Origin of the sequence: Thiocapsa bogorovii, assembly GCF_021228795.1 — a bacterium.
GTDB lineage: Bacteria > Pseudomonadota > Gammaproteobacteria > Chromatiales > Chromatiaceae > Thiocapsa > Thiocapsa bogorovii.
In genome coordinates, this window is record NZ_CP089309.1 from 5,276,569 (window position 1) to 5,302,908 (window position 26,340).

The window sequence follows — 26,340 nt, forward strand, 5'->3', positions numbered from 1 at the left end:
GGCGCGGTTTAAGGTATTAAAAAATATATTTTTTTAAACCGCGTCCCTACTAAGAACCGTGGATGCACCAAACGTCGAACTGACTCGAAAGTCAGCATTTCGCTCTGGACGCGGTTTAACCTTGGATCAAGCACGCGGATGAGCGCCCAGAATCGCCTCGTCGGCCCGCTCGCGCCGCGCCCTCGCGCGTCGGTACAGCCAATACACCAAGGCAAGGCCGGCGAGGGCGAGGACATAGTTCAGGGTCTCCCAGAAGATGCGACCCTCGCGACCCACCGGCTCGAGCAGCCGGTTGAACTGGCCGCGCCCGCGCAGGGTGAGCAGGCCTCGATCCTCCAGCGACCAGTCGACGGCGTTCTGCATCAGCTCCAGCGGTTTGAGGTAGCGGCTCTGCGTGGCCTCGGTCGCCAAACTGATCGCGGTGTCCGAGAGGAAGGTCGAGGAGCCCATCAGGATCAGTCGAGCAGAGGCGGGCGAGGTCTCCACGACACCGGAGATGACCGGAGTCTTGTCTGCGACCGGTTCGCCCGTTTCAGGGTCGATTGCCTGCGCGTCGGCATCCTCAGGCGCTGCCTCTTCGGACGGGGTGTTTTCTTCGGGCGAGTCATCCAGGAGAGGCGAGGGACGCCCCGCGAAGGCCGAGCCGAAGCGTCCCTCGACCGCGACGGCGAGCACTCGGCTGCCACGATCCTCGCCGCGCGGGAAACCGAGGCCGCCGTGCGTCTCGAAGTCAGGTTGCATGTTCTCCGAGTCGCTGGTCCAGGAGCCGGACGAGCTCTTGATCAACTCGATCACACGCCGATCGGCATTCTTCTCGGTATCGACCTGAATCGGCGAGGACCAGTTCATGGTGATCTGGCCGAGGCTCGAGGTGATTCCCGAGTCCTGCGCGAGTCCGTCGCTGCGGACATCCGGGAAGTAGGGATAGTCGAGTGTTTGGATCTCCTCGACCGTGAATCCGCCCAGATCGCGCTGCACCGGGATCGGGAAGGGCGTGTTCTTGGGGTCGAGCACCAGGCTCGGCTCGAGGGTCAGGCCTTGATGACCGAGCCAGTCTTCCAGCCCCGTCGGGGCAGCCCGCGCCGCGATGGAACCGCCGGTCAGGTCCAGGGCGAAGCTGGACGCGGCCAGGATGACGGTCCCGCCCTGCATCAGGAATTGGTCGATGGCGAATTGCTGTCGCTCATCCAGGGCCTCGGGTCCCACCACCATCAATAGATCCGTCTCTTCGGGGACCTGACCGGATGCGAGATCGGTCTCGCGCAGGTTGAATCCGGTGCGCAGGGTCTCCTGCAATAGGCCGTAACCGGATCCGGCGGCCGGTTCGCCGAACATCCCGGGGGTCGACGGCGGCGTGTAGAGCGCAATCGTGCGCAAGACGCCCGGCGCGAACCGCTTGATACCGGCCTCGATGGCGCGCTCCAGACTCGCGCGATCGAGCGCTTCCGGGAGCGGAACCGGAATGGCCTGCTCGCCGGATTCGAGCACCATGTAGAAATAGAAGGGCGTGGGATCGAGCAGGCTCACCACGAGCGGCTCGAATCCGAACTGCTCCGCAATCGTTTGGGCCAGCGCGCCGTCGCCGGCCGCAGGATCCTGGATCTCGAAGCTGAAACGCGCTCCGCCCTTCGCGGCGAGATCGGACAAGATCGACTCCAGGTCGGCCCGCAGCTCGGGCAAGGGCTCGGGCAGACGATCGGCCGGGGAGACGAAGCCACGGAACCGCACCGGCTCGCTCAGATTGGCGAAGAGATCGCCGGCGCCCTGATAGCCGTAGAGCACCTTGCGGATGACGCGTGTGAGATCGTACTCGGGATTGCGCAGGCGCACGTCCAGATCGGTTTCGCCTTGGACCTTTACGTCGATGAGGTCTTGAAAGCCGAGCGTCTCGAACTGATCGCCGTACTTGATCAGGATGTCGAAGTAGGAATTGACCACGGAGGCCTGGTATTTGGTCGCGGTCTGGAAGGCAACCGGGCGGATCCCGTACTGCTCGCCGGCCTCGCGCTCGAGCTCGGGCGAGCGTTGAGGATCGACGAATTCGACTTGGACTCGGCCGCCGCCCGCGATCTGATACTCACGCAACAGATCGCGAATCTGGGGAACCAACGGGGCCAGCAAAGGGTGGGTGTCCGCGCTGAAATAGCCGCGGATCAGGAGCGGTTCTCGGAGTTGGCTCAGATAGGTCCGGGTCGCTTCCGAGATCGAGTAGACCCGACCCTCGGTAAGATCCACTCGGGCACTGCCGATCGCGCCGAGCCAGAGGTTCGCGGCCAAGATGTTGGCGACCGCGAGCCCGGTCACCAGGGTCCAGCGTCGATGATGCCGTCGGTTTGCGTCCGCTTCGGCCCAGCGCAGCCGCTCCAGGCTGTAGAGCGTCAGAGCGAGGAAGGCGCCGACGATGCTCAGATAGTAGTAAAGATCGCGCAGATCGATCACGCCGCGCGTAATGGACTCGAAGCGCGAGCCGCTGCCGATCAGTCGGAGCAGCTCGCCCCCGTCATGCCCGACTAGATTGGTCAGCGCCGGCGTGCCGATCAGGTAGAGGAGGGCGCCAACCAGGGTGGTTCCGATCAGGGCGACGATCGGGTTGTCGGTGCGCGAGGAGACGAACAGACCAATCGCCAGGTAGGCCGAGGCCAGCAGCAGGGTGGCCAGATAGGCGCCGACCACCGGGCCCCAGTCCATCGGCCCTAGGAAAGAAACGGTCAGCGGGATCGGCACCGTCAGAACCAAGGCAATCGCGACCAGGGCCAGACCCGCGAGGAACTTGCCGAGGACCAGATGCAGGGTGGGCACCGGTAGGGTCATGAGTGTTTCGAGCGTCCCGGCGCGTCGCTCCTCGCTCCAGAGCCGCATGGTCAGGGCCGCGCAGAGAAAGATCAGCAGCACCGGCATCCAGTCGAACAGAGGGCGGGCATCGGCGATGTTGCGCGCGAAGAAGGCGTCGACCCAGAAGAAGACGAAGAGCGAGACCGCCAGGAAGGCGCCGATGAAGAGATAGGCGACGGGCGAACCGAAGAAGGCACCGAGCTCGCGGCGTGCGACGCGCAGAATGTCAGGCATGAGCCACCTCCATCTGCTCCAGGGTCACGGCTCCGAAGAGGTCTTCGAGGTCACGCCGCTCGGGTGCGAGCGCGTAGAGGTCCCAGGGTTGTCGGCCGAGTGCCTTCGCGACCAGAGGCGCGAGCGCCTGCGGATCCTCCGCGCTCAGGGCGAAATACTGCAGACCCGCATCCCCGTCCCACGACTCGACGGCCGTGACCCCCTCGATCTGTGCGAGCACCGGCCGCGCCACATCCGGCGAGCAGTCGAGCGTGACGAGCAGTCGTTTGGGACGCCCGATAGCATCCAGTGCGCTGTCGAGCGCCAGTTGGCCGCCGCGCATGATGAGCACTCGACTGCACACCGCTTCGACCTCTTGGAGGACATGGGTGGAGATGATCAGGGTCGCATCCTTGGCCAGCTCGCGGACCAGGCTGCGCATGTGCTGGATCTGCGAGGGGTCCAGGCCGTTGGTCGGCTCGTCCAGGATGAGGATGGCGGGCTCGTGCAGGATCGCCTGCGCCACGCCGACGCGTTGACGATAGCCGCGCGACAGTGTGGCGATGATCGCGGTCGCCTTGGGGCCGAGGTCCGTGCGCTCGATCGCACGCCGGATGGCTGCAGGACGGCGGTCGTCGGGCATTCCGTGCAGTGCTGCCTGGTAGTCCAGGTAATCGATCACCCGCATCTCGGGGTAGAGCGGACAGTTCTCGGGCAAATACCCGATGCGTCGTTGCGCCGCGCGCCGCTGCTCTGCGATATCCATCCCGTCGATCCGGATCGAGCCGCTGCTCGGCTCCAGATAGCCGGTCATCATCTTCATGATGGTTGTCTTGCCGGCCCCGTTGTGGCCGAGCAGACCGACGATCTCGCCGCGGCCGATGTCGAACGACACCTGTTGAACCGCCTTGAGCTCGCCGTAGCTGCGACTCAGCTCGCGAACCTCGATCATGATGTCTCCTGCTGAACCGCGTCCCAGGCACTCTACGTCGGAATCGTCCGGGATCGGGCCTCGGCGATCCCGGGTCCGTCGGAGCGGACGCGGTTCAGGACTTTTTTGTTGGGAATAGAAACCGCGCCGAGGATCGAGCGATTCGCAAACGCCGTGTCCTGTTTCGGGACAAACTCGGCTCATCGGATCTTCGCGCGGTCGAGCGTCCGCCGGGTCTCGAACGCCGTTCGGGCGCGAATTTCACCCGAGGCGGGCTCCGGATGCAAGACCTGTCGAGACCGTTCGTTGTCGTCATCGACGATCGATCCGACAACGACAACGATCTCGAAGGGTCTCGATACAGTTCCTGTCCTGCGCGATCAGGCGTCAATCGCCGTCGCGCTCCAGGGCGATGAGGAGATCGTCTTCGAGGTCCGGATCCATGGCGACTTGGACGACGATCGGGGCGCAGCAGACCTGGCAGTCTTCGATGTAGGTTTGTGGAACGGCGCTGACGTCGATCGTGATCTCGATCGGAGCGTCGCACCAGGGGCAATGCGCATCACGCGTCTCAAGTGGGTTCATCGGGGGTCGTAATCCGCCGCCAGAGGCGTCCGTCGTTCTTGAGCAGATCGCCCGCCGCGGCCGGACCCCAGGTGCCGGCGGCATAGTTGGGGAAGTCGCGGGCGGGCATGGCCGACCAGACATCCTGAACCGACTCGACGATTTCCCAGCCTTTCTCGACCGTGTCGGCGTGTTTGAAAAGGGTGGCGTCGCCGTTCATGCAATCGTAGATGAGTGTCTCGTAACCCGTTGCCGGGGCATTGCCGAAGTAGTCGGCATAGCAGAAATCCATATTGACCGTTCCCACACGCATCCGCGGTCCCGGGATCTTGGCGCCGAAGCTCATCTGGATGCCTTCGTTCGGCTGGATGCGCAGCACCAGCATGTCCGGGTTCATCTGGGCTGTGTCGGCGTCCTTGAACATGATCTTGGGCGCCCGCCTGAATTGGATGACGACCTCCGTGTATTGGGAGGTCAAGCGTTTGCCGGTGCGCAGATAAAAGGGCACCCCGGCCCAGCGCCAGTTGTCCATCGTCAGCTTGAGCGCAGCAAAGGTCTCGGTGCGCGAATTGGGGTCGACCCCGGGAGACGAGCGGTAAGCGGGTACCTTCTCGCCGTCCGGCATGACGCCCTCGCCGTATTGCCCTCGCACCGCGTTGGTGAGGACCTGCTCGGGCGTCAACGGATGCACGGCGTCGAGGACCTTGTTGATCTCGTCGCGCACGGCTTGGGAGTCGAAGGAATTCGGCGGCTCCATGCCGAGGAATCCGAGCAGAACCAGGAGGTGGTTCGGGATCATGTCGCGCAAGGCGCCGGCGTTATCGTAGTAAGGGCCGCGATGCTCCACGCCGACGGATTCCGCCACCGTGATCTGGACATGATCGATGTGTTGACGATTCCAGAGCGGCTCGATGAAGCCGTTCGAAAACCGAAAGACCATGATGTTCTGGACTGTCTCCTTGCCCAGATAGTGGTCGATCCGGTAGATCTGGTCTTCGTCCAGTGTCTCGTGAAGCATCCGGTTGAGCGCCTTGGCGCTGTCCAGGTCGTTACCGAAGGGCTTTTCGATGATCACGCGACGCCAGTCGTTCTCGCTCTCGGCGGTCAGGCCGACGGCACCGAGCAGGCGTGTGATGTCGCCGAAGAGCGAAGGCGGAACAGCGAGATAGAAGAGATAGTTTCCGTCTGTTCCGCGCTCGGCGTCGATCCCGGACAGGCGCTCGCAGAGCGCGACATAGGTCGCCTCCTCCGTGATGTTGCCGGACATGTAGTGAAGCCGATCGCACAAGCGCGCCCAAGTCTCTGCATCCCAGGCGCTTCCGACGTGTCGCTTCACCTCCTCGCCCATCATCGACTGAAAGGTCTCGTCGTCCATCTCGATGCGGTCCAACCCGACGACCGCGAAGGTGTCGGGAAGCAGGTTTCCGTGGCAGAGATGAAAAAGCGCCGGGATGAGTTTGCGCTTGGTCAGATCGCCCGCCGCACCGAAGATGATCATGGCGTTCGGCGGAGCGGGCGGTGTGGTTTCGGCGGTCAAGCGCTGCGTGGGCAATTGATCTCTCCTTTTCTTCTTCAAGTTAAACCGCGTCCAGAGCGAGATGCTCGTTTTCGAGCGAGCTCGACGTTTGGTGCATCCACAGCCCCATGCAGGGACGCGGTTTAACTTTTGGGCTTCTCGTGATGACCGCCGAACTGGTAGCGCATCGCCGAGAGGATCTGATTGGCGAAATCCGCCTCGCCACGCGAGCTGAAGCGCTCGAAGAGCGCTGTCGTGAGCAGCGGGGCAGGTGTTCCGGTCTCGATCGCCGCGAGGCAGGTCCAGCGGCCCTCGCCCGAGTCCGAGACCCGACCGCCGAACCCTTCGAGCTGCGGGTCTGCGCGCAGCGCCGTGGCCGTTAGGTCCAAGAGCCAAGAGGCGACCACGCTGCCCCGACGCCAGACCTCGGCGACCTCGCCGACGTCGATGCGATACTGATAGTGCTCGGGATTGGCCAGCGGCGCGGTCTCGGCATCCACCGTGTGCTCGTTCAGCCCGACACCGGCGTGCTTGAGGATGTTGAATCCCTCCGCATAGGCGGCCATCAGGGCATACTCGATGCCGTTGTGGACCATTTTCACGAAGTGACCGGCACCGCTGGGACCGCAGTGCAGATAGCCTTGCTCGGATCGACTGAAGTCGCCGCTCCGACCCGCCGTGCGTTCGATCTCCCCCGGGCCGGGCGAAAGGGCGGCGAAGACGGGATCGAGCCGCTCGACCGCCTCGTCCTCCCCGCCGATCATCAGGCAATAGCCCCGCTCCAGACCCCAGACGCCTCCGCTGGTCCCGCAGTCGACGAAGTGGATCCCCTTCGGTGCGAGGCGCTTCGCGTGGGCGATGTCGTCGCGGTAGTTCGAGTTGCCGCCGTCGATGATGGTGTCGCCGGCGGCGAGATGCGGGATCAGGTCGTCGATGACTCGGTCCACGACGGCCGCCGGGACCATGATCCAAACATTGCGCGGTGCTTCGAGCTTGGCACAGAGATCGGCCATGTCCTGCGCACCGATTGCGCCTTCGGCGACCAGCGCGGCGACCGCGGCGGGATCCCGATCGTAGACGACACACCGATGTCCGGCGCGCATGAGTCGGAGCACCATGTTGGCGCCCATTCTACCGAGCCCGATCATTGCGAGTTGCATGTGAAGAGTCCCCTATTGGCGGCTGGAGGTCCGGAGATTAAACCGCGCTAGGCGCGGTCTGCGATGTTTTCGGATGGGATCGGCTTCCGGCAGACTCGACGACAGCTGGAGTCGGCGCGGTTTAAGAGATTAAAAAATATATTATTTTAAACCGCGTCTCTGCTAAGGATCGTTGATGCAGCAAACGTCGCGCTTACTCGAAGGTGAGCATCTCGCTCTGGACGCGGTTTAAGCGGCACGTCCTTCGAGCACCATCAGGCTGCGCTGTGCAACCCTGATATGCAATCCGGGTGACAGGCTCGGATCGTAACGATCCAGGATCGAGGGTTCGCGGTCGGTGTCGATTGCCACTTGCCAGGACCATCCCGGGATCTTCGGGACTGCGAACTGCAACGGCACCTTCCCCATGTTGAGCATGACGTGCAAAGGAGGTTCGTCGGCGGTGATCCCGGCGAGCGTGAAGGCCAAGGATTGAGCCGCGGGGTCGTCCCATTCCGGAGAATCAAGCTCCACCCCGTGCCACGTGATGTCCGGCAACGTCTGTCCGTTGGCGGGCTCGCCGGTCAAGAAACGACTGCGATGCAGGGTCGGATGGCGTTGACGAAAGGCGATCATACCCCTGACGAAGCCGTGCATTCCGCAGTTGTCCTCGAGCAGGGTCCAATCGAACCAGGAGATGGTGTTGTTCTGGCAATAGGTGTTGTTGTTGCCCTGCTTGCTCTGCAGTACCTCGTCGCCGCAACGCAACATGGGAACGCCCTGGCTCAGCATCAGAATCGCGATGAAGTTGCGAGCCTGGCGTCGACGCAAGGCGAGGATCGCGGGATCGTCCGTCGGACCTTCGACACCGCAGTTCCAGCTCCGATTATCGTTGTGGCCATCGCGGTTGTCTTCGCCGTTGGCCTCGTTGTGCTTGTGGTTGTAGCTGACCAGGTCCCAGAGGGTAAAGCCGTCGTGGCAGGTGACAAAGTTGATGGAGTTGCTCGGCAGCCGTCCACGGCTCTGATACATGTCGCTCGAGCCGGTCATTCGTGTCGCGACCTCGGCGATCAGGCCGGAATCGCCTTTCACGAAGCTACGCATCAGGTCGCGATAGCGCCCGTTCCACTCCGCCCACCGAAAGCCGGGGAAGTCGCCGACCTGGTATAGCCCGGCCGCGTCCCATGCCTCCGCGATGATGTGGGAACGACCGAGTGCGGGTGAAAGCTCGGTTGCCCACAGGATCGGCGCGTGATACTGAGGATTGCCGTCCTCGCCGCGTGCCAGGGCGCTGGCCAGATCGAAGCGGAAGCCGTCCACATGCATCTGCCGAACCCAGTAGAGCAAGGCATCGATGAGAAAGCGCGTGACGATCGGATGGTTGCAGTTCACCGTGTTGCCGCAGCCGGTGTAGTCGCGGTAGATACGCCGATCGGAGAAATCCAGATGGTAAAAGACCTCGTTGCCAATCCCTTTGAAGCTGATCGTCGGTCCGTCTGCGCCGCCCTCGGCCGTGTGGTTGAAGACAACATCCAGGATGACACCGATGCCCGCACGGTGCAGTGCCTTGACCAGATCGCGAAACTCGTCGCGAGCGCGCGACGGATCGAGCGCGAAGCCGGGATGCGGCGCGAAGAAACTATGGCTGCTGTAGCCCCAATAGTTCTCCAAGCCCATGGCCGCGGTTTTCGGCGGGACGTCTTGGGGATCGAAGGCCATGATCGGCATCAGCTCGACATGCGTGATCCCCAGATCCCGAAGATAGGGGATCTTTTCGATCACGGCGCCGAAGGTGCCGGGATGCGCGACCCCCGACGATGGATGGCGCGTAAAGCCGCCGGCGTGCATCTCGTAGATGACCGCGGCGTTGAGCGGGATGTGCAGGGGCGCGTCGCCCTCCCAATCATAATTGTCGCGCACCACCTGCGCGCGGATCGCGGTGGCGACATTGTCGCCGGGGCGGCAGGCGATCTCGCGGTTCCACAGACGGTCGTCGATGGTAACGGCCCAGGGGTCGAGGAGTGCCTTCTCGCCGTCGATCCGACACCCGATCTCGCGGGTGTTGCAGGCCCCGTGGATGCGCCAGTTGTAGAAGACTCCCTCGCCCAGACCCTCTACGAAGATGTGCCAGAAGAAGAAGGTTCGATTCACCTGCGGATCCAGGGCGATGATCTCGTAGGGCTCGGGACTGGCTGGCGATTCGAACAGCAACAGCTCGATGTCTTCCGCGTAGCGCGAGAAGATGCAGAAGTTCACCCCGTTGTCCGTTGCTCTGGCGCCGGCATTGTCCCAGTCGCCGGGTTGAACCGAGTATCTCGTTTTCGCCATCCGCGTTCTCCTGACGTGGGGCCATCGGGACGTCCGCCGGATCTTTAAAGATACCGATCGGCACTTAAACCGCGCCGGCTCCAGTGCCCGTCAAGTCTGCCGGGGCCGATCCCATCCAAAAACATCGCATATCGCACCGGGCGCGGTTTAACGCCGATCGCTGCCGGGGATCATCTGCTGAATCACACCCATCGGGTTGACCGCCGGAATCTGGTCGCCGCCGCCGACGATGCCCGAGAGGCGCTCCATGGCGATGCGCATCCGCCCCATATCGTCGGCGATGGCGGGCAAGGTGGCGACCTGCTCGCGCATGCCGGAGACGTCTCGAGCGAGCGAGGTCATGTCTTGACGCATCCGGCCCATGTCTGCCGACATGGATGACATCTCGCGCGCCATCAGCGCGACGCTCGCGGACATGTCATGCATCAGCTTGACCATATATAGAAATGCGACGCCGGCGACGAGCGCTGCGGCAAGGACCGCGAGGGACGGCAGGACAGGACTCGAATCGCGCGCCATGGCATGCTCCGATGAATCACCGAGAGCGACGATCATGACATGTCCGGGGACCCGATTGCACGGTTGGCGAGTGTCCGGTTCAACGGGTCCCTATCGGATAGAGGGCATCGGACGGATACCCCTGCGAGCTCGCGGCTTCCACGACATCCGCGCCGATCGGCAGCGCCGAGGGTGTATGCTCGCGTGTCGGTGTCGTGAACGTGAATTGAAAGCCGGACTGTGGGATATTTCAAGAGAGGGTCGGGCACGGTTGTGATCAACCCGAGTCGACCTGATCGATAAGAATCGTCAAAGGGTCGCATCCGAGCCCTGGATCATGCTCGTTGCGTCTGCCGAAGGCTCCAAGCAGAGCCTCTGACACGATCATCGAAGGGTGCCTGAACAGCACCGGGGGACCAGCACCGAGGAGTCTTGACGCATCCCTATGGATTTCAGACATCATCCGAACGATTCGGGCAAGGTCCATGCCGCGCCCGATGAAGCGCGCGATTGGGCAGTCGCCGATCTGATCGACTTCGAATATTACTTGGAGGCCGACGAGCGCGAGCTGCGCGAACATCCGTCGGCGCGCAAGACCCTTGCCGAGCGAGACCGCTCCCTCTATCTCGAAGCGATTGCGCCCGAGATCGGAGATGAGCCGCCGCATACCCCGACGCATCGGCGTTTTAGCCTGCGCCGGTGGCTTGCGGCGCGCCGTAACGCGGAGCGCCCGGAGATGCGCGGAATCTTGCCGGGAGCGGCGTTCGGGAGCGCAGAGCGCCTGGTGACCATGCTGCTCGCGGTCGTCGGATTCATCGCCGGGGTCGGCGTAGCCTCCGCGCTGCTCAGCTACGACGGAACCCGTCCGGTGAGCGTCTCCTGGTATCTGTTTCTGCTCGTGATCGTGCAGTTTCTATTGGTGGTCTCGGTCGCCACGGCCTGGACGCTGCGCAAGGTGCGCGGTCGAGGCGCCGGTGCGGCTCCCGGACTCCTCATGCACATTGTGCGTCCGCTCGTGGCCAAGGCCGCGAGCTGGCTTCAGCGCCAACGGATCGGTCATGCCGCGGCCGAGATTCAGGATCAGGCACGCGCTCGGCAGGGCCTCTTCAAGGCGCAGTACGCGGTCTATGGTCCGGTTTCCTATCTGCCCTTGTTGATCCCGGCCCAGGTCTTCGGGGTCGCGTTCAATCTCGGCGTTATCCTGACGACCGTGCTGCTGGAATGGTTCACCGACCTGGCCTTCGGGTGGGGCTCGACCCTGAACGTCCACCCCCAGACGATCTTCGACATGACCCGTTTGATTGCGCTTCCCTGGAGCTGGCTGTTCGGCGAGGGCGTCGGTTACCCGAGCCTGGAGCAGGTGGCCGGCTCGCGCATCATCCTCGAGCACTGGGCGACCGCCACCCCGACCATCAAGCCGGATCCGGCGCATCTACGTTCCTGGGGCTCGTTCCTGGTCCTGGCCGTCACGACCTACGGGCTCCTGCCCAGATTGATGCTGTGGAGTGGGTCCGTTTTGGCCCAACGCATGATTCTGGCGCGCTTGCCCTTCACGCACAGCCGAACCCAGGCGCTCTACGCCCGCATGCTCTCGCCTCGCATCGAGACGACACCCAGCGGTGGGCGTGCGGGCACCGAGATGCCGATTCCGGCCGTGTCGACGCAGCGCAAGCCCCGCGCCTCCGGGGCGGGCGGCCTGGCCGAAGCAGCGCCGACGACCTCGGCGCGTCCTTGGCGCAACGCGCTGGTTCGGCGTGTCGAGCCGGGAGGCGAGGCGTCGCCGCCCCCGATCGCGCCTCCCGCGCCGAAACCGGCCACCCCGGCCGTTGCTCTGCCGCCTGTCGAGGTTGCGAAGGCGGCTCCTGCCCGGGAGCCCGAGCAGCAACCTGCGCAGCCGCGCGAGGCCGAGGCACCCTCACGTGCAGCCGAGGACACAACCGCGGTTGTCGCGGAGGGCGCCGTCGAGGTGCCCGTATCCGGCACGATCGACCGCGCCGCGACCCCGCCGTCGGTTCGTCAGAGCGAGCGCGAGCCGAAACCAGCACCCGAGCCGACGGCGCTGCCGAAGCCCGCGCCTGCTGCGCCCGTCATCCCCGAGCCGACACCTGCCAGTGATCGAGCGGCGGCCGGCGAGGCATTGCCTCCGGCGACCCCGCGGCCGGTTGCTCGGCCCGAGTCCGAGCCACAGACCGAGTCAAAGCCCGAGGCGGCTGAGGAAAGGCCTGCCGAGACGGAAGGCCGACTCGAAGAGCGGCCTGCAGCACCCGCAATCCCTGCGACTTCGCGCGCCGAGACGAAGAAGACGAAGGCACAGGCCGCCGGCTTGCGGGGATCGGAGTCGAAGAGCCCCGAGAAGCCGCCGACCGAGACCCCTGCCCAACCCTCGGCCCAGCCGCAGATCGCAGAGACACCGAAGCTTTCCCCCGAGCCCGCTCCGACGTTGGAGACCGCCGCTCAGACGCCGCCGACGTCGACACCGGCACACGTCATCCGCTTTGCCCCCGATGCCTGTTTGCTTCTGCTGCATGTCGACGTCGATGACATCCTCGAGGACGAGGACCGCCCGCGTCTGGAGCAGATGCTCATGCACCTCACCGGATGGCAAGTTGCGGCGACGACGACCGTCGGCGCCGGCAGCGCGATGACCGACGAGGCGCTCGGTATCCTGGAACGTGGCGACTGGCAGGCGCCGCCGCCGCGGGTCGTCGTGATCGAGGATGGCTCTCAGCCCCCGATCACGGAGAGCCTGCGCTTCCTGCGCGAGCTGCGCGCCGCGGCCGGGACGCGCGCTCAGATCTTGCTCGCCTTGGTCGGCGATCCGACCGACGATGACCGTCTGCCCCCGATGCGCCCATTCGACTATACGGACTGGCAGCGCAAGATCGATCAGATGGCCGACCCTTATCTGCGCCTAGAGATGCTTGCGCCGCCTCACGAGGATGGAGACGACTGATGTCCGGGAAGATTCCAAGACTAGCGATCATGGGGCACCCGAATGCCGGCAAGTCATCCGTGGTTGCGACCCTCACCGAGAACGACCTGATTCAGATCGATAAACGCGCGGGTACCACGACCGAATCGAACGTCTACCCGGTCGTCATCGACGGGCGACCGGTGATCGAGTTTATCGATACCCCGGGATTTCAGAATCCCAACGCGATCCTGGAATGGTTTCAGGCACAGAGCGGCAAGCGCGAGCTGGCCCGGGCATTCGTGGCCGCCCATCGAACAGATCCTCTCTTTACGCATGATTGCGAGCTCCTCGAGCCGGTTGCCGAGGGCGCCGCCATCATTCTGGTGGTCGACGGCTCCAAGCGCATCAAGGAAAAGGATCGGGTCGAAATCGAGCTGTTGCGCCTGACGGCACGACCGCGCATGGCGATCCTGAACAACCTCACCAACAACACGCGATACATGACGCAATGGCGCGATGCGCTCTGCAAGGCGTTCAATTCGGTGCGCGATTTCAACGCCCATCGCGCCACCTACGGCGAGCGCATCCGGTTGCTGCAGGCGCTCAAGAGCATCGACCAGCGCTGGGAGCCGCTCGTCGAAGAGGCCATCCAAGCCTTCGAGCATGACTGGAACCGGCGCACCGATCAGGCCGTGACCACCATCCTGGATCTGCTTAAGGAGGCACTCACCTTCAAGGTGTCCAAGACCGTGAAGGAGAGCAAACTGGTGTTCGAGAGCGGCCGCGAACGCGTCAAGGAGGAGGTGATCAGGGCGTTTGAAGACGGGCTGCGCCAGCTCGAGACCAAGGCCCAGGAGCAAATCCGCGCGAATTTTCGCCACCACGTCTGGCACATGCCCCCGGATTCCATCCTCGGGAAGGATTTGCTCTCGGAGGACGTAAATCAGGCGCTCGGCCTCTCCAAACGCCAGCTTGCACTCGTCGGCATGGCTGCGGGTGCGGCCTCGGGCGCGACCATCGACCTCTCGACGGCTGGGCATACCTTCGGAGCCGGCGCGCTGATCGGTGCGGCAACGGGCGGCGTCCTGGGGTTCGTGGGAAGCAAGGCACTGGCCAAGCTGAACATCGAGCGTGCGTCGGGGACACAGCGTTTCACGGTCGGACCGGTTCAAAATCCGCGCTTCCCCTTCGTCCTTCTGGATCGCATCGTGCTCTACAGCGCGCGTGCCATGAACTGGTCACACGGTCGTCAGGCCGCGGAAGAAGACGCGGCGGACAAGGTCCCCGAGAAGGAGATCCGTCGGACCGGGTTCACGGAGGAGCTGCCCGCCGCGCAGCAGCGCGATCTGGCGCGGTTCTTCAACGCCGCGAAAAAGGGCAAATCCGAGCGCGAGGAGGAATGTCGCGCCATTATCAGAGATATCCTGTACGGACTGGCGGTGAGCGAGATCGACAGTCGTGCGGATCTTTAAAACCGCGCCCGGTGCGATCCGCATCGTTTGTTGGGCTGGCTTGGCCGCGTCAGCTCCGACAACTGTTTTGAGCTGGCGCGGTTTAAAGTATTAAAAAATTAAATTCTAAGTAACCGTTTAATAACAACTGATCCATCTTAGCCCATCTCCCCTCGCGGGAGAGGAGGGGTTGGGGAGAGGGGGAGAAAGAACCGGAATGGCTAAGTTGTTTCTGAACCGTTTCTAAACCGCGTCACGACAAAGGTCGGAAAGATCCTTGAGGCCGATACAACATGAGAATAACGCAGGTCGCTCCGCACACGGTTTAGGATGAGAGAGGACCAGCTGATCGGGATCGACCGGGCTCACGCCTGGCATCCCTACACTTCCACCATCGATCGCGATCCGGTCTATGCGGTGCGCTCGGCTTCGGGTTGCCGGATCCGGCTTATGGACGGCCGCGAGTTGATCGACGGCATGTCCTCCTGGTGGTGTGCGATCCACGGCTACAACCATCCGGTTCTGAATCAGGCCGCGCGCGATCAGCTCGACGCCATGTCGCACATGATGTTCGGCGGGCTGACCCACGAGCCGGCGGTGCGCCTGATCGACACGCTGGTGACGCTGACCCCTGAGCCGCTGCAGCACGTCTTTCTTTGCGACTCGGGATCGGTCTCGGTGGAGGTCGCCATCAAGATGGCCATCCAATACCAGCAGGCCGCCGGACGACCCGAGCGGCACCGGCTCATGACGATCCGTTCGGGGTATCACGGAGATACCCAAGGGGCCATGTCGGTCTGCGATCCCGTGACCGGGATGCACCATCTCTTCAATCGCGTGTTGCCCGAACAGGTCTTTGCTCCGGCGCCCGCGTGCCGCTTCGGCGAGCCCTGTCGGCCCGAGCAGATCGCCGAGTTTGCGGACTTGATCGAACGGCATCACGCGGAGTTGGCCGCGGTGATTCTTGAGCCGATCGTGCAGGGTGCCGGGGGCATGCGCTTCTATGGCGCAGATTATCTCAGGGAGGTTCGCCGGCTCTGCGATCGCTTCGAGGTGCTCCTGATCGCCGACGAGATCGCGACCGGTTTCGGGCGAACCGGTGCACTCTTCGCCTGCGAGCATGCCGGAATCGCCCCCGATATCATGACCCTCGGCAAGGCCCTCACGGGCGGCTATTTGACGCTGGCGGCGACGCTCGCGACCGATCGGGTCGCCCATACCATCTCTTCGGGCAACCCCGGCGTCTTCATGCACGGCCCGACCTTCATGGGCAACCCGCTCGCCTGCGCGATCGCCAACGCGAGCATCCATCTCCTGCTTGCGTCGGACTGGCGAGCGAACATCGCTCGAATCGAGCGTGGTCTAGCTGCCGGGCTGGCGGGCTGCCGGGACCTTGCGGGTGTAGCCGAGGTGCGCGTGCTCGCTGCGATCGGTGTGGTCGAGATGTCTGCGCCCGTCTCAATGCGCGACATCCAGCAGCGCTTCGTCGCGCGCGGGGTCTGGGTGCGCCCTTTCGGCCGACTCGTTTATCTGATGCCGCCCTACATCATCGACGATGCGGAGCTTGCGACGCTCTGCACCTCGGTTGTGTCCGTCCTCGGCGAGATGGCTGCGGAATCATCCGAATAAGCGATAGGGCACACGGACGGAGGACTGGTGGTTGGGTCTGCGTTGCCGCCCGAACGCCCCCACCTGCTGGGCATGTCGACGACGCCGAGCCCGATTCCACATGCTTGAGGAGCCATGCTATGCAAGACCGTCCCGTCATCAAAACCGCAATCCCGAAACGCCGCTATCAGGTTGGCAGTCACTCGGCATCGCTGCTCGGCGAGATCGAGAGCGGCGACGGCCGTTACTACCGCTACATCCTCGCGTTCGTGCCGTCCGGGCAGCGCGAGCCCGTCTTCTATGTCTGCGCCGAGCCAAGCCCGCCTGCGGAACGCGCCGATGGGGCCTACCGGCTCGGCATCGTCGGCGAAGTCATCTCGGAGGTCGTGGATACGGATGATCGTTGGGGTGATCTGGACACCTTCGCCGAGCAGGCACTCAAGCTGGGCCAGCAGGCGCTCGGGTTGCAGCAGGCCGCTGTCGCCCGACTGATGTAACGCGGGCGCCGCCGGAATCCATGCAACCCGCGTGGATCACGCGACGGCTTCTCACGCGAACATCGCCAGTCACGGCCGTCAACTCACGTTGTTTCCACCTCGCAAATCTTGGCGAAGGTCTGGATCCCGATCAGCAGCTTACGGGGTTGAATGGCAGATCTCGACGGCGCGAAGGTGACTGGGTTCATCCCCGACATCTCCTCGGCGACTAAGAACCGATTTCGGCTTCGGACTCGAGCGCGAGTATGAATTCCCATTGCTCGGGCGTGACCGGCATGATGGAGAGCCGATTGCCCTTGCGTACGAGCGGGAAGCCGGAGAGGGCGCCCTCGGCGTGCGCCTTGAGCTCGGCGAGCGAGATGGTCCGCTTCAGATGGCGCACGTAACGGACGTCGACCAGATACCACCGCGGTTCGTGCGGGTCGCTCTTGGCATCGAAATACTTCGCCTCGGGATCGAACGCGGTGCCGTCGGGATACGCCTCGCTCGCCACCTCCGCGATCCCCACCACGCCCGGCAACGCGCAGTTGGAGTGATAGAAGAGGATTTGGTCGCCCGGACGCATGTCATCGCGCATCATGTTGCGGGCCTGGTAATTGCGCACCCCGTCCCACGGCTCGGTCCCGTTCGGACGCGCGGCCAGGTCGTCGAGACCGAAGGCGTCCGGCTCGGATTTCATCAGCCAGTAGTTCATCCTGTCGTGTCCTGATGAGGCATCGCGTGGCGGTGTCAGGTACGTGCCTGCTCCGTTTCGGCGAGCAAATGTTTGAAGTTGGCGAGCCGTTGAGGGGCGATGAGGCCCTCTGCGACGGCGCCGTGGATCGCGCAGTCGGGCTCTTGGTCGTGTCGGCAGTCGGCGAACCGGCAGTGACCGATGTAGGGGCGGAGCTCGCGAAACCCTTGCTGAAGAGCATCGCGGTCGAGCGGGCCGGTGCGGAAGCTGCGCACGCCCGGCGAGTCGATCAAGGCGCCGTCGTCGGCCAATCGATAGCTGGTCGCCGCCGAGGTGGTATGGCGCCCGAGTCCGGTGGCCTTGGAGAGTCGACCGATCTGGATCTCGCGATCCGGCAGCAACGCCTTGACCAAGGATGATTTACCGACGCCGGACTGGCCAACCAGGATGCTCGTTTGGCCTCGGAGGTGACGGATGAGGTCGACCAGGGTCTGCGGCTCGCGCAGACTGGTCCAGAGGAGGGGATAGCCGATTGCCTCGTAGTAGGCGAAGCGTTTTTGAAAGGTTGCACGTTCGTCCGCGTCGAGCAGGTCCATCTTGTTGGCCACGATGATGCCCTCGACACCCATGATCTCCGCCGCAACCAGATACTGGTCGATCAGATAGTCGCTCGGCTCGGGCCGCGGCGCGATCAAGATCACCAGGCGCGTCAGGTTGGCCGCCAAGGGCTTGTCGCGACCGCCGAAGTCGGGGCGACTCAACACCGTATGCCGCGGTAGGATGGCTGTGACGACACCCTGATTGTCCGCCGTGCGTTGCCAGACCACGCGATCCCCGCAGACCGGATAACCGATGTTCTGACGCGACAGACAATGCACGATGCCGCCGTCGGCGTCTTCGATCGCCAGATTGGCCCCGTGTCGCACCACCACACGGCCCTCCGCGGGCAGCGGTTCGCCCTCGATCTCCGACAAAGCGTTTTCGACGCGCGCGGCGAGGCGCTGACGGCGGCGGTCCTGGATGGTTTGGATCCGCTCGATTTGGCGTCCGGACAGCCGCCGTTTCGTCACCGGCTCAGCGCTCGAAGTTGTAGTAGTTCTGGTTCAGATAGGTGGCCACGTCTTTGATGTCCTCATCGAACCAACGCAGCCCGAGCGCGGTCTCGCAGCGCTGTACCTGCCGCTCGAGTCCGTCGAGCGAGGTGACCATGCGTCCCTCCCGCGTAAAGATCTCGCTGCCGTGGCAGCTGAGACAGTTGTCTTCGTAGAGCTCTTTTGCGTTCTCGGTGGGTTGCGCCTGCGCCGTGACTGACCCGAGACCGAGAAGGAGTGCTGCTGCGGCGGCAGCGGCGAGGAATCGCGGTTGAATCTTCATCGATCATGCTCCGGATGGGTGTTGAAAAGAGGATGAGGCGTTCTCGGCCGTCCGGGACGTTCTGCTGGGTCCCGTTCCTGTCTCGTCGTGACGGGTGCAAAGCTCGCCAGCAGGCGGCGACGCCGGTACTCTAGCCGATGATGGTGTCGACTGCCGGGTTAGACCAGGCGGCTGGCTCACCCGATGACGAATTGCAGGAGAGCAGGCATTTGACCAAGAACGAAAATAACTTGATCTGGCTCGATCTCGAGATGACGGGGCTCGACCCTGCGACCGATCGTATCCTCGAGATCGCGACCATGATCACCGACAGCGATCTTCGCATCCTGGCCGAGGGTCCCGTCGTTGCGATCTATCAGCCGGAGACCGTTCTTGCGGGCATGGACGATTGGAATCGCGACCATCACGGCCGCTCCGGCCTGCTCGATCGGGTGCGCGCAAGCACGCAGGCCGTATCGGACGCCGAATCGACGACTCTGCGCTTCCTCGCGGATCTCGTCCCGCCCGGCGCTTCGCCCCTGTGCGGAAACAGTATCTGTCAGGATCGACGCTTCCTCGCGCTCTGGATGCCGAAGCTCGAGGCCTACTGTCACTATCGCAATCTGGACGTGAGCACGCTGAAGATCCTCGCGCAACGCTGGGCACCCTCCGTGGCAAGCGCGTTCAAAAAAGAGTCGCGACACCTGGCCATGGACGACATCCGCGAGTCCATCGACGAACTCAAACATTATCGCATGCATCTTTTGCGCCAGCTTTAAACCGCGCCCGGTGTTGTATGCGTGACGTGTTGAAATGGTTCGGCCGCGTCAGCTCCGGTGACTGTCGGAGCTGGCGCGGTTTAAAGGATTCGAAGATGTTGAATGCTAAACCGCGTCTCACCAGGATCGAGGATATCTCCGAAGCCATACGCACAATGAAAACGACGCATGTCGCTCTGGACCCGATTCAACCGATCTGCCGGAGCGCCCAGCCGACATGCTCCCGAATCAGGGCATGCGGATGGTCTGCACGGCTGACCAGGGCTTGTTTGACCTCGGGCGACGCCGGGGCGTTGCCCAGCGCGACGGCGATGTTTCGCAGCCAGCGGAGGTGGCCGATGCGACGGATCGCGGAGCCTTGCGTCCGGTCGAGAAAGGTCGTCTCGTCCCAGGCAAAGACATCGACGAGCGAGGCCGTATCCAGCCCGTGGCGGGCCTGAAAATCAGGCTCGACGGCGAGCCGCGCGAAGCGATTCCAGGGACACACCAATTGGCAGTCGTCGCAGCCGTAGATACGGTTCCCTATCAGGGGTCGCAAATCCTCCGGGATGCTGCCGCCGTATTCGATCGTGAGGTACGAAATACAGAGGCGGGCGTCGAGCGCATAGGGTGCGACGATCGCGCGGGTCGGACAGACCTCGATGCAGGCCCGGCAGCGGCCGCAGTGATCGGCGATCGGGGTATCGATCGGCAGCGCGAGGTCGGTGTAGATCTCGCCGAGAAAGAACCAGGAGCCGGCCTTGGGATGGATGAGATTGGTATGCTTGCCGATCCAACCGAGTCCGGCCTTCGCGGCCAGTGGTTTCTCCATGACGGGTGCGGAGTCGACGAAGACGCGGTAGCCGAAGGGGCCGATTTCGGCGAGGATATGCTCGGCGAGGCGCTGTAGCCGTCGTCTGAGCAGCTTGTGATAGTCACGACCCAGCGCGTAGCGCGAGATGAAGGCGCGCGGCGGGTCCTCGAGCGCGGCCTGCATCGCCGGGAGCGACTCGGGCAGATAGTCCATCCGCACCGAGATCACCCGAACCGTCCCAGGCACCAGGTCGGCCGGGCGCGAGCGTTTCAAGCCATGGCGGGCCATGTAATCCATGGTGCCGTGACGGCCCTCGGCGAGCCAGGCCAGCAGGCGTGACTCGGCCGATGCAAGGTCGGTGTCGGTGACCCCGACCTGCTGGAAGCCCAGCTCCAGGCCCAGACGTTTGATGCGGGTGACAAGCTCCCCTGTCGGGATCATTCCGGTGGAGTCTCGGCTCTGCAAATGCGCATGTCCGAAGGATAGACCGCATCCGACGTCGATTCGAACCTTGTGCTTCGAGAAGGCGCCGTCGAGCAAATCGAGCGAACAAACCTCTCAAGCAAGACCATCGAGCATATCGGGATCCATGAACGCCGAGCGCCGCAAGACATCATGCTGGATCGACTTGATCCGCCTCGGGACCAAGGTGCCTCGTGTCGTCCGCAATCGATCCAGCGCGAGAACGCGACATGTCATCCCCGCCGCGGACTAATCCGATGCCCGACAGTGATCGTCTGCCGCATGCGCTTTATCGGGCCGAGCAGGTGCGCAACCTCGACCGCTGCGCGATCGAGCAGCACGGCATCCCCGGCGTCGAGTTGATGAATCGGGCCGGAGAGGCGGCCTATCGGATCCTGCGCGAGCGCTGGCCGGACGCGCGTGATCTCACCGTTCTGGTCGGTGTCGGCAACAACGGCGGTGACGGCTATGTGATCGCACGGCTGGGGCGGGCCGATGGTCTGTCCGTGCGCCTGTTGCAGCTCGGGAACCCGCAACGCCTCATGGGCGATGCGGCCCTCAGTCGCGACGCCTGGCGTGACGCGGGCGGGACGATCGAGCCCTATCGTGGATTGCCGCGGCGCTCGGATGTTCTGGTCGATGCCGTCCTCGGGACCGGACTGGAACGCCCGGTCGAGGGTCTGTGGGCCGAGGCGATTCAGGCACTCGACAGGCAGCGCGTACCGGTGCTCGCCGTCGATATCCCGTCGGGTCTGCATGCCGACACCGGGCAGGTCATGGGCGTGGCGGTGCGCGCGGATCTCACCGTCAGCTTCATCGGACTCAAACAAGGTCTCTTTATCGGGGCCGGACCCGAGTACTGTGGCGAGATCCGTTTCAGCGCGCTCTCGATCCCGGCCCGGGTCTATTCCTGCGAGGTGGCATCGGCGCGACGCATCGACTGGGATCAGCAGTCGGTGCGTTTCGGGCGACGTCCCCGCACCGCGCACAAGGGCACCTTCGGACACCTGTTGGTGATCGGCGGCGCACCCGGTCTATCCGGTGCCGTGCGGCTCGCCGGCGAGGCCGCGTTGCGGGCCGGGGCCGGATTGGTCACGATCGCCACGCATCCGGCACACGCCGCTTGGCTGAATCTCTCGCGTCCCGAGCTGATGGTGTCGGCGGTCGAGACCGCGACGGATCTGGCTCCTCTGATCGCGCGAGCCGATGTCGTCGCGATCGGCCCGGGGCTGGGTCGCGAGGCGTGGGGCCGCGATCTTTGGGAACACGTCCTTGCCGTCGATAGGCCGATGGTCGTCGATGCCGATGCCCTGAACCTCCTCGCCGAGGCACCTCGCTCGGGGATGGATTGGGTGTTGACGCCGCATCCGGGGGAGGCTGCACGCCTGCTCGGGACCGACGTCGCTTCGATCGAGCAGGATCGCCCGGCCGGCGTGCACGCGCTACAGGGGCGCTTCGGCGGTGTCGCTGTTCTGAAAGGCGCCGGGACACTGATCCGAAGCGATCCGGCGCGCCCGCTTGCGGTCTGCAGCGATGGCAACCCCGGAATGGCGACCGCCGGCTCCGGGGATGTCTTGACCGGGATCGTCGGCGCCTTGCGCGCTCAGGGTCTCGACGCGGAGGAGGCGGCCTGCGCCGGCGTCTGTCTACACGCGGCTGCAGGGGATCGGGCCGCGCGGAACGGCGAGCGCGGGCTCGTTGCGGGCGATATCATCGCCGCCCTTCGCACGGTCGCCAATCACGTGCCCGCGCCGCAGGAGGACGTATGATCGAACAGTGGCTGCCCGATCCCGAGGCACAGCTCGCCTTCGGAGCGCGGATCGCCGCGCTCTTGCCGCCGCGTCTGATCGTCTATCTCGAGGGCGACCTGGGGACCGGCAAGACGACCCTGACGCGGGGTGTTCTCGCGGGGCTGGGCCATCGCGGTGCCGCGCGCAGTCCGACCTATACCCTGCTCGAACCCTACGAGCTGGCGGACCGATGCATCAACCACCTGGATCTCTATCGCCTCGGTGATCCGCAGGAGCTCGAGTATCTGGGGCTGCGCGATCTGCTCGCCGAGGATGCCGTCTGGATGGTGGAGTGGCCCGAGCGCGGTGTCGGGATGTTGCCGCCGCCCGACCTGGTGATTGCGATCGAGTACGTCGCGAACGGCCGGCTCCTGCGTCTGTCGGCCCGGACGGCATCGGGCGAGTCTGTGCTGGAGGCGCTGGCCGGACTTGCCTCCCGTGTCCCGGCGCGTTCCGCATCGCCTGAGAAGTCGGATGTAATCCAATGATGCAATTTGGAAAGGCGTCTTTGGGCATGCTATCGTTCGACGCACGATCGATCGGATCGGGAGCAACCGGAAGGCCGTGCTCGTGAATAGGCTGATCTCGACGCTTCTTTTTCTCCTCCTGCTTGCGGTTTCGGCGCAGTGCGTCTTCGCGGAGCAGGCATCGGTGCAGGGTACGCGGGTCTGGACCGATCCGGAGAAGACCCGGCTGGTCTTCGAGACCTCATCGGCGATCACACACCGGATCTTCCCGCTGGACGAGCCGGATCGACTCGTCATCGACCTCGACGACGCACGCATGCAGAGCAATCTGCCGAAGGTCGACCTCGGTGACCCCGTTCTGGTCGGCCTGCGCGGCGGGGTGCGAGGCGGATCGGATCTGCGCATCGTGCTGGATCTCAAACAACCGGTACGGGCCAAGAGCTTTGCGCTGAGCCCGAACGAGCGCTACGGACATCGGCTGATCATCGATCTGACACCGAAGGACGGTTCGAGCGTCCGGCGTGTGGCGCTGCCCTCGTTCCCGAATTCGTCGGTTCGCAAAAGCGGGGCACCTCGAGGTGAAGGTCCTGCGATTATCGTCGCCATCGACGCCGGTCACGGCGGCGAGGATCCCGGTGCTATCGGCGCCGCCGGGACCCTGGAGAAGGACGTCACCCTTGCGATCGCGCGCGAGCTCGCCAAGCTCGTCGACCGCGAGCCGGGTCTCGAGGCGCTGATGATCCGCGACGGCGATTACTATATCGGGCTACAGGAGCGGATCGGGATCGCACGTGAGCGCCGTGCCGATCTTTTCGTTTCGATCCATGCCGATGCCTTCACCAACGCGACTGCGCGAGGCTCCTCGGTCTACACCTTGTCCTTCAGCGGGGCGAGCAGTGAAGCGGCGAAATGGCTGGCGAATCGCGAGAACAGCGCGGATCTGATCGGCGGCGTCGATCTCGCGAACAACGACGATCTGTTGGCGACCGTACTGATGGATATGACACAGAACGCGACCATCGAGCAGAGTACTCAGGCCGCGGCCATGGTCCTCGCCAACCTCGGGCGGTTGGGCGTCGTCCATCGCGGCGACGTGCAGCGAGCGGGGTTTGCCGTTCTCAAGGCGCCGGACGTGCCTTCGATCCTGGTCGAGACCGCGTTCATCAGCAACCCGGAAGAAGAGAAGCGGCTGCGTGATCGGGGCCATCAGCGACAGCTCGCCCAGGCGATCATGGCCGGCGTGCTGGGGTATTTTCGCAAGTATCCGCCTCACGGGACGCTCGTCGACGCCTCACTGCAAGGCGGCGGAGGCGCGCGCGAATACGTCATCGGTCCGGGCGATACCCTCTCGGGGATCGCCAAGCGGCACAGCGTCAGCATCTCCGCTCTGCGCGCCCGCAACGGTCTAAACGACGACATCATCCGGGTCGGGCAGGTGTTGGCGATTCCGGAGGATTCGTGAGGCGCTTTGCGCCGAGCCTCCAGCCTCCTGCCGCCAGCCTCCTGTCTCCTGCTATTGGCTTTCAGCAAAGAATTACTCCGAACGCACGTGTGGTCGAGGTCGGACGCTCTTAAATCGCAGGGGAATCGCCTTGATGCCGGACAGGATCGGCAAAACCGTCGCCTGCAGAGTGAGGCAGGAGGCAGGAGGCAGGAGGCTCCCCTTGCCCACGCCCCGCGCTTCTGTTCCCATCCGCGCATGTCCAGGCCGATCCGCATCCTCTCCAGTCATCTCGTCAACCAGATCGCGGCGGGCGAGGTTGTCGAGCGTCCGGCCTCGGTCGCCAAAGAGTTGATCGAGAACAGTCTCGACGCCGCGTGCACGCGCGTGGAGATCGACGTGGAGCGCGGCGGCATCAAGCGGCTGCGTGTGCGCGACGACGGGCGCGGCATCCCGCCGGACGAGTTGGTCTTGGCGCTCTCGCGTCATGCCACCAGCAAGGTCGCCGATTTGAGCGATCTGGAGGCGGTTTCGACTCTGGGGTTCCGCGGCGAGGCATTGCCGAGCATCGCCTCGGTGAGCCGGCTGCGTCTGGTCTCGCGCAGCCGCGACGAGCCGACGGCACTCGAGGTCACGGTAGGCAGCGACGGGGCCTTGGAAGCGCCACGCCCGGCGGCGCATCCGCCGGGGACCAGCGTGGATGTCCAGGATCTCTTCTACAACACCCCCGCACGCCGGAAGTTTCTGCGTAGCGAGAAGACCGAGCTCGGCCATCTGGAGCACGTGGTGCGGCGCATCGCCTTGGCGCGGCCGGAAATCGCCTTCCAGTTGCGTCACAACGGCAGGACGCTCTACGACCTGCCGGCCGCCGCCGACGCTGCGGGGCGGCGGGCCCGTCTCGAAACCTTGCTTGGAAACGCCTTCGCCGAGCAGGCATTGACCCTGGACGAGGAGGGCGTCGATCTTCGCCTTTGGGGTTGGGTCGTGCGTCCGGCGTTCTCCCGCAGCCAAGCGGATCAACAGTTCTTCTACGTCAACGGTCGCATGGTGCGCGACAAGCTCGTGAGTCACGCGGTGCGCCAGGCCTTCAGCGACCTGCTCCATCACGGGCGGCATCCCGCCTATTTGCTGTTCCTGGAGCTGCCCGCGCGAATGGTCGACTGCAATGTCCATCCGTCCAAGCACGAGGTGCGTTTTAGGGAGGGTCGGCAGGTTCACGATTTCATCTTTCGCGTGCTCCAGCGGCGTCTCTCGGCCGGGGTGCTCGGCGAGTCTCCGTCGGCAACCGGGGGCGCGTTTGGGACGGGCCGGGGGGCGCGGGCCGAAGACGAGCCGGTGGCCCGTCTCGGTGGCGTTTCAGGACCCACCATGCGTCTCCCTCTGGCCGTCGGCGACGGCCGTGGAGGGTATGCCGAGCGTTTGCAGGCCGATCTGGCATTTCAGCGACCACCAGCGGGGACCGGGGTCGACGACGCGGCCGAGCGCACAAGCCGCGAGGACGTGGAGGGGCACCCGCTCGGTTACGCCATCGCACAGATCAACGGGGTCTATCTCCTGGCCCAGACCCCCGATGGGCTGATCATCGTCGACATCCATGCGGCCCACGAGCGGATCGGCTACGAAAGGCTGAAGACGAGCTGGCACTCCGGCGCCGTGATTCGCCAGCCGCTGTTGGTCCCGGTATCCGTCGCGGTGGCCCCGCGCGAGGCCGATCTGATCGCATCCCGGACCGACGACCTGGCCGCGCTGGGCCTGGTCATCGATCGCATCGATTCCGGCACCTTAGTGGTGAGGGAGGTCCCGGCACTGCTGCGACAGGCCGATCATGAGGGCCTGGTGCGCGATCTCTTGTCGGATCTCGCCGTCCACGGCAGCAGCGCCCGACTCGACGAGGCCGTCAACGCGGTGCTCTCCACCATGGCATGCCATGGCGCCGTGCGGGCCAATCGCCGCCTGACCCTCGATGAGATGAACGGATTGCTGCGCGACATGGAGCGTGCCGAGCGGATCGACCAGTGCAATCACGGCCGTCCGACCTGGATCCGGGTGGGTTTCGACGAGCTCGATCGCTGGTTCTCGCGCGGACGCTGA

Annotated in this window: 20 protein-coding genes; 9 read left to right on the plus strand and 11 right to left on the minus strand. The window is 64.4% G+C overall.

The features are described 5' to 3' along the window. Window positions 1-126: 126 nt before the first annotated feature. The 7 genes from LT988_RS23485 to LT988_RS23515 form a co-directional block, all read right to left on the minus strand. Window positions 127-3,066 carry a Gldg family protein gene (locus LT988_RS23485; protein ID WP_232407933.1) on the minus strand — a complete coding sequence of 980 codons (2,940 nt, stop codon included), beginning with the start codon at window positions 3,064-3,066 and terminating at the stop codon, window positions 127-129. Continuing rightward, on the minus strand, window positions 3,059-3,997 hold the full coding sequence (locus LT988_RS23490) for an ABC transporter ATP-binding protein (RefSeq protein WP_232407934.1): 939 nt from the start codon (window positions 3,995-3,997) through the stop codon (window positions 3,059-3,061). The genes LT988_RS23485 and LT988_RS23490 overlap by 8 nt, the downstream gene beginning before the upstream one ends. 366 nt (window positions 3,998-4,363) lie before the next feature. Next, a complete protein-coding gene (locus LT988_RS23495) occupies window positions 4,364-4,561 on the minus strand; it encodes a CPXCG motif-containing cysteine-rich protein (protein ID WP_232407935.1) in 198 nt (65 codons plus the stop codon). Continuing rightward, window positions 4,548-6,038 (minus strand): glucose-6-phosphate dehydrogenase, encoded by a 1,491-nt coding sequence (gene zwf, locus LT988_RS23500; protein ID WP_408648089.1) that lies wholly within the window; start codon window positions 6,036-6,038, stop codon window positions 4,548-4,550. Before zwf ends, LT988_RS23495 begins: the two co-directional genes overlap by 14 nt. Window positions 6,039-6,199: 161 nt before the next feature. Beyond that, a complete protein-coding gene (gnd, locus tag LT988_RS23505) occupies window positions 6,200-7,216 on the minus strand; it encodes a phosphogluconate dehydrogenase (NAD(+)-dependent, decarboxylating) (RefSeq protein ID WP_232407937.1) in 1,017 nt (338 codons plus the stop codon). 228 nt (window positions 7,217-7,444) lie between these two features. Continuing rightward, entirely contained in the window at window positions 7,445-9,523 is a 2,079-nt protein-coding gene (gene glgX, locus LT988_RS23510) for a glycogen debranching protein GlgX (protein WP_232407938.1), read from the minus strand. 147 nt (window positions 9,524-9,670) lie between these two features. Next, complete coding sequence (locus tag LT988_RS23515) at window positions 9,671-10,078, minus strand: hypothetical protein (RefSeq protein ID WP_232407939.1); 408 nt, start codon at window positions 10,076-10,078, stop codon at window positions 9,671-9,673. Window positions 10,079-10,466: 388 nt separating this feature from the next. Here LT988_RS23515 and LT988_RS23520 point away from each other — a divergent pair, with 388 nt between their 5' ends. The 4 genes from LT988_RS23520 (at window position 10,467) to LT988_RS23535 (ending at window position 16,491) form a co-directional block, all read left to right on the plus strand. Continuing rightward, a complete protein-coding gene (locus tag LT988_RS23520; RefSeq protein ID WP_232407940.1) occupies window positions 10,467-12,974 on the plus strand; it encodes a DUF2868 domain-containing protein in 2,508 nt (835 codons plus the stop codon). Further along, window positions 12,974-14,407, plus strand: coding sequence for a GTPase/DUF3482 domain-containing protein (locus LT988_RS23525; RefSeq protein ID WP_232407941.1), 1,434 nt, complete (start codon window positions 12,974-12,976; stop codon window positions 14,405-14,407). The genes LT988_RS23520 and LT988_RS23525 overlap by 1 nt, the downstream gene beginning before the upstream one ends. 309 nt (window positions 14,408-14,716) lie before the next feature. Beyond that, window positions 14,717-16,015, plus strand: a complete 1,299-nt coding sequence (gene bioA / locus LT988_RS23530) for an adenosylmethionine--8-amino-7-oxononanoate transaminase (protein ID WP_232407942.1) — start codon at window positions 14,717-14,719, stop codon at window positions 16,013-16,015. Between the two features lie 119 nt (window positions 16,016-16,134). Next, window positions 16,135-16,491: a hypothetical protein gene (locus LT988_RS23535; RefSeq protein WP_232407943.1), complete on the plus strand. Its 357-nt coding sequence runs from the start codon at window positions 16,135-16,137 to the stop codon at window positions 16,489-16,491. Between the two features lie 208 nt (window positions 16,492-16,699). Here the strand turns inward: LT988_RS23535 and LT988_RS23540 are convergent, their stop codons facing one another. From LT988_RS23540 to LT988_RS23550, 3 genes are read right to left on the minus strand one after another with little or no spacing between them, the layout of a single operon-like run. Next, window positions 16,700-17,185, minus strand: a complete 486-nt coding sequence (locus LT988_RS23540) for an EVE domain-containing protein (RefSeq protein WP_232407944.1) — start codon at window positions 17,183-17,185, stop codon at window positions 16,700-16,702. A gap of 35 nt (window positions 17,186-17,220) precedes the next feature. Then, complete coding sequence (gene rsgA / locus LT988_RS23545; protein WP_232407945.1) at window positions 17,221-18,234, minus strand: ribosome small subunit-dependent GTPase A; 1,014 nt, start codon at window positions 18,232-18,234, stop codon at window positions 17,221-17,223. 4 nt (window positions 18,235-18,238) lie between these two features. Further along, window positions 18,239-18,538 (minus strand): c-type cytochrome, encoded by a 300-nt coding sequence (locus LT988_RS23550; RefSeq protein ID WP_232407946.1) that lies wholly within the window; start codon window positions 18,536-18,538, stop codon window positions 18,239-18,241. Between the two features lie 209 nt (window positions 18,539-18,747). On the opposite strand from LT988_RS23550, the gene orn reads away from it, so the two are divergent. Beyond that, window positions 18,748-19,296, plus strand: coding sequence for an oligoribonuclease (gene orn / locus LT988_RS23555; RefSeq protein ID WP_232407947.1), 549 nt, complete (start codon window positions 18,748-18,750; stop codon window positions 19,294-19,296). Between the two features lie 187 nt (window positions 19,297-19,483). On the opposite strand, the gene queG is transcribed toward orn, so the two are convergent. Next, window positions 19,484-20,530, minus strand: coding sequence for a tRNA epoxyqueuosine(34) reductase QueG (gene queG / locus LT988_RS23560; RefSeq protein WP_232407948.1), 1,047 nt, complete (start codon window positions 20,528-20,530; stop codon window positions 19,484-19,486). Between the two features lie 278 nt (window positions 20,531-20,808). Here queG and LT988_RS23565 point away from each other — a divergent pair, with 278 nt between their 5' ends. The 4 genes from LT988_RS23565 (at window position 20,809) to mutL (ending at window position 26,340) form a co-directional block, all read left to right on the plus strand. After that, window positions 20,809-22,320, plus strand: coding sequence for an NAD(P)H-hydrate dehydratase (locus LT988_RS23565; RefSeq protein ID WP_232407949.1), 1,512 nt, complete (start codon window positions 20,809-20,811; stop codon window positions 22,318-22,320). Continuing rightward, a complete protein-coding gene (gene tsaE / locus LT988_RS23570) occupies window positions 22,317-22,829 on the plus strand; it encodes a tRNA (adenosine(37)-N6)-threonylcarbamoyltransferase complex ATPase subunit type 1 TsaE (RefSeq protein ID WP_232407950.1) in 513 nt (170 codons plus the stop codon). The genes LT988_RS23565 and tsaE overlap by 4 nt, the downstream gene beginning before the upstream one ends. 76 nt (window positions 22,830-22,905) lie before the next feature. Further along, window positions 22,906-24,270 (plus strand): N-acetylmuramoyl-L-alanine amidase, encoded by a 1,365-nt coding sequence (locus tag LT988_RS23575; protein ID WP_232407951.1) that lies wholly within the window; start codon window positions 22,906-22,908, stop codon window positions 24,268-24,270. Window positions 24,271-24,507: 237 nt separating this feature from the next. Beyond that, window positions 24,508-26,340, plus strand: coding sequence for a DNA mismatch repair endonuclease MutL (gene mutL / locus LT988_RS23580; RefSeq protein WP_232407952.1), 1,833 nt, complete (start codon window positions 24,508-24,510; stop codon window positions 26,338-26,340).

Excerpts from the sequence above, each read along its gene's own strand:
- LT988_RS23540 (WP_232407944.1), bottom strand. The coding sequence starts at position 17,185 with ATGAACTACTGGCTGATGAAATCCGAGCCGGACGCCTTCGGTCTCGAC.
- LT988_RS23485 (WP_232407933.1), bottom strand. The coding sequence starts at position 3,066 with ATGCCTGACATTCTGCGCGTCGCACGCCGCGAGCTCGGTGCCTTCTTC.
- LT988_RS23490 (WP_232407934.1), bottom strand. The coding sequence starts at position 3,997 with ATGATCGAGGTTCGCGAGCTGAGTCGCAGCTACGGCGAGCTCAAGGCG.
- queG (WP_232407948.1), bottom strand. The coding sequence starts at position 20,530 with ATGATCCCGACAGGGGAGCTTGTCACCCGCATCAAACGTCTGGGCCTG.
- LT988_RS23565 (WP_232407949.1), top strand. The coding sequence starts at position 20,809 with ATGCCCGACAGTGATCGTCTGCCGCATGCGCTTTATCGGGCCGAGCAG.
- zwf (WP_408648089.1), bottom strand. The coding sequence starts at position 6,038 with ATGATCATCTTCGGTGCGGCGGGCGATCTGACCAAGCGCAAACTCATC.
- LT988_RS23550 (WP_232407946.1), bottom strand. The coding sequence starts at position 18,538 with ATGAAGATTCAACCGCGATTCCTCGCCGCTGCCGCCGCAGCAGCACTC.
- LT988_RS23515 (WP_232407939.1), bottom strand. The coding sequence starts at position 10,078 with ATGATCGTCGCTCTCGGTGATTCATCGGAGCATGCCATGGCGCGCGAT.
- LT988_RS23535 (WP_232407943.1), top strand. The coding sequence starts at position 16,135 with ATGCAAGACCGTCCCGTCATCAAAACCGCAATCCCGAAACGCCGCTAT.
- LT988_RS23520 (WP_232407940.1), top strand. The coding sequence starts at position 10,467 with ATGGATTTCAGACATCATCCGAACGATTCGGGCAAGGTCCATGCCGCG.
- mutL (WP_232407952.1), top strand. The coding sequence starts at position 24,508 with ATGTCCAGGCCGATCCGCATCCTCTCCAGTCATCTCGTCAACCAGATC.
- bioA (WP_232407942.1), top strand. The coding sequence starts at position 14,717 with ATGAGAGAGGACCAGCTGATCGGGATCGACCGGGCTCACGCCTGGCAT.
- gnd (WP_232407937.1), bottom strand. The coding sequence starts at position 7,216 with ATGCAACTCGCAATGATCGGGCTCGGTAGAATGGGCGCCAACATGGTG.
- tsaE (WP_232407950.1), top strand. The coding sequence starts at position 22,317 with ATGATCGAACAGTGGCTGCCCGATCCCGAGGCACAGCTCGCCTTCGGA.
- glgX (WP_232407938.1), bottom strand. The coding sequence starts at position 9,523 with ATGGCGAAAACGAGATACTCGGTTCAACCCGGCGACTGGGACAATGCC.
- LT988_RS23495 (WP_232407935.1), bottom strand. The coding sequence starts at position 4,561 with ATGAACCCACTTGAGACGCGTGATGCGCATTGCCCCTGGTGCGACGCT.
- LT988_RS23525 (WP_232407941.1), top strand. The coding sequence starts at position 12,974 with ATGTCCGGGAAGATTCCAAGACTAGCGATCATGGGGCACCCGAATGCC.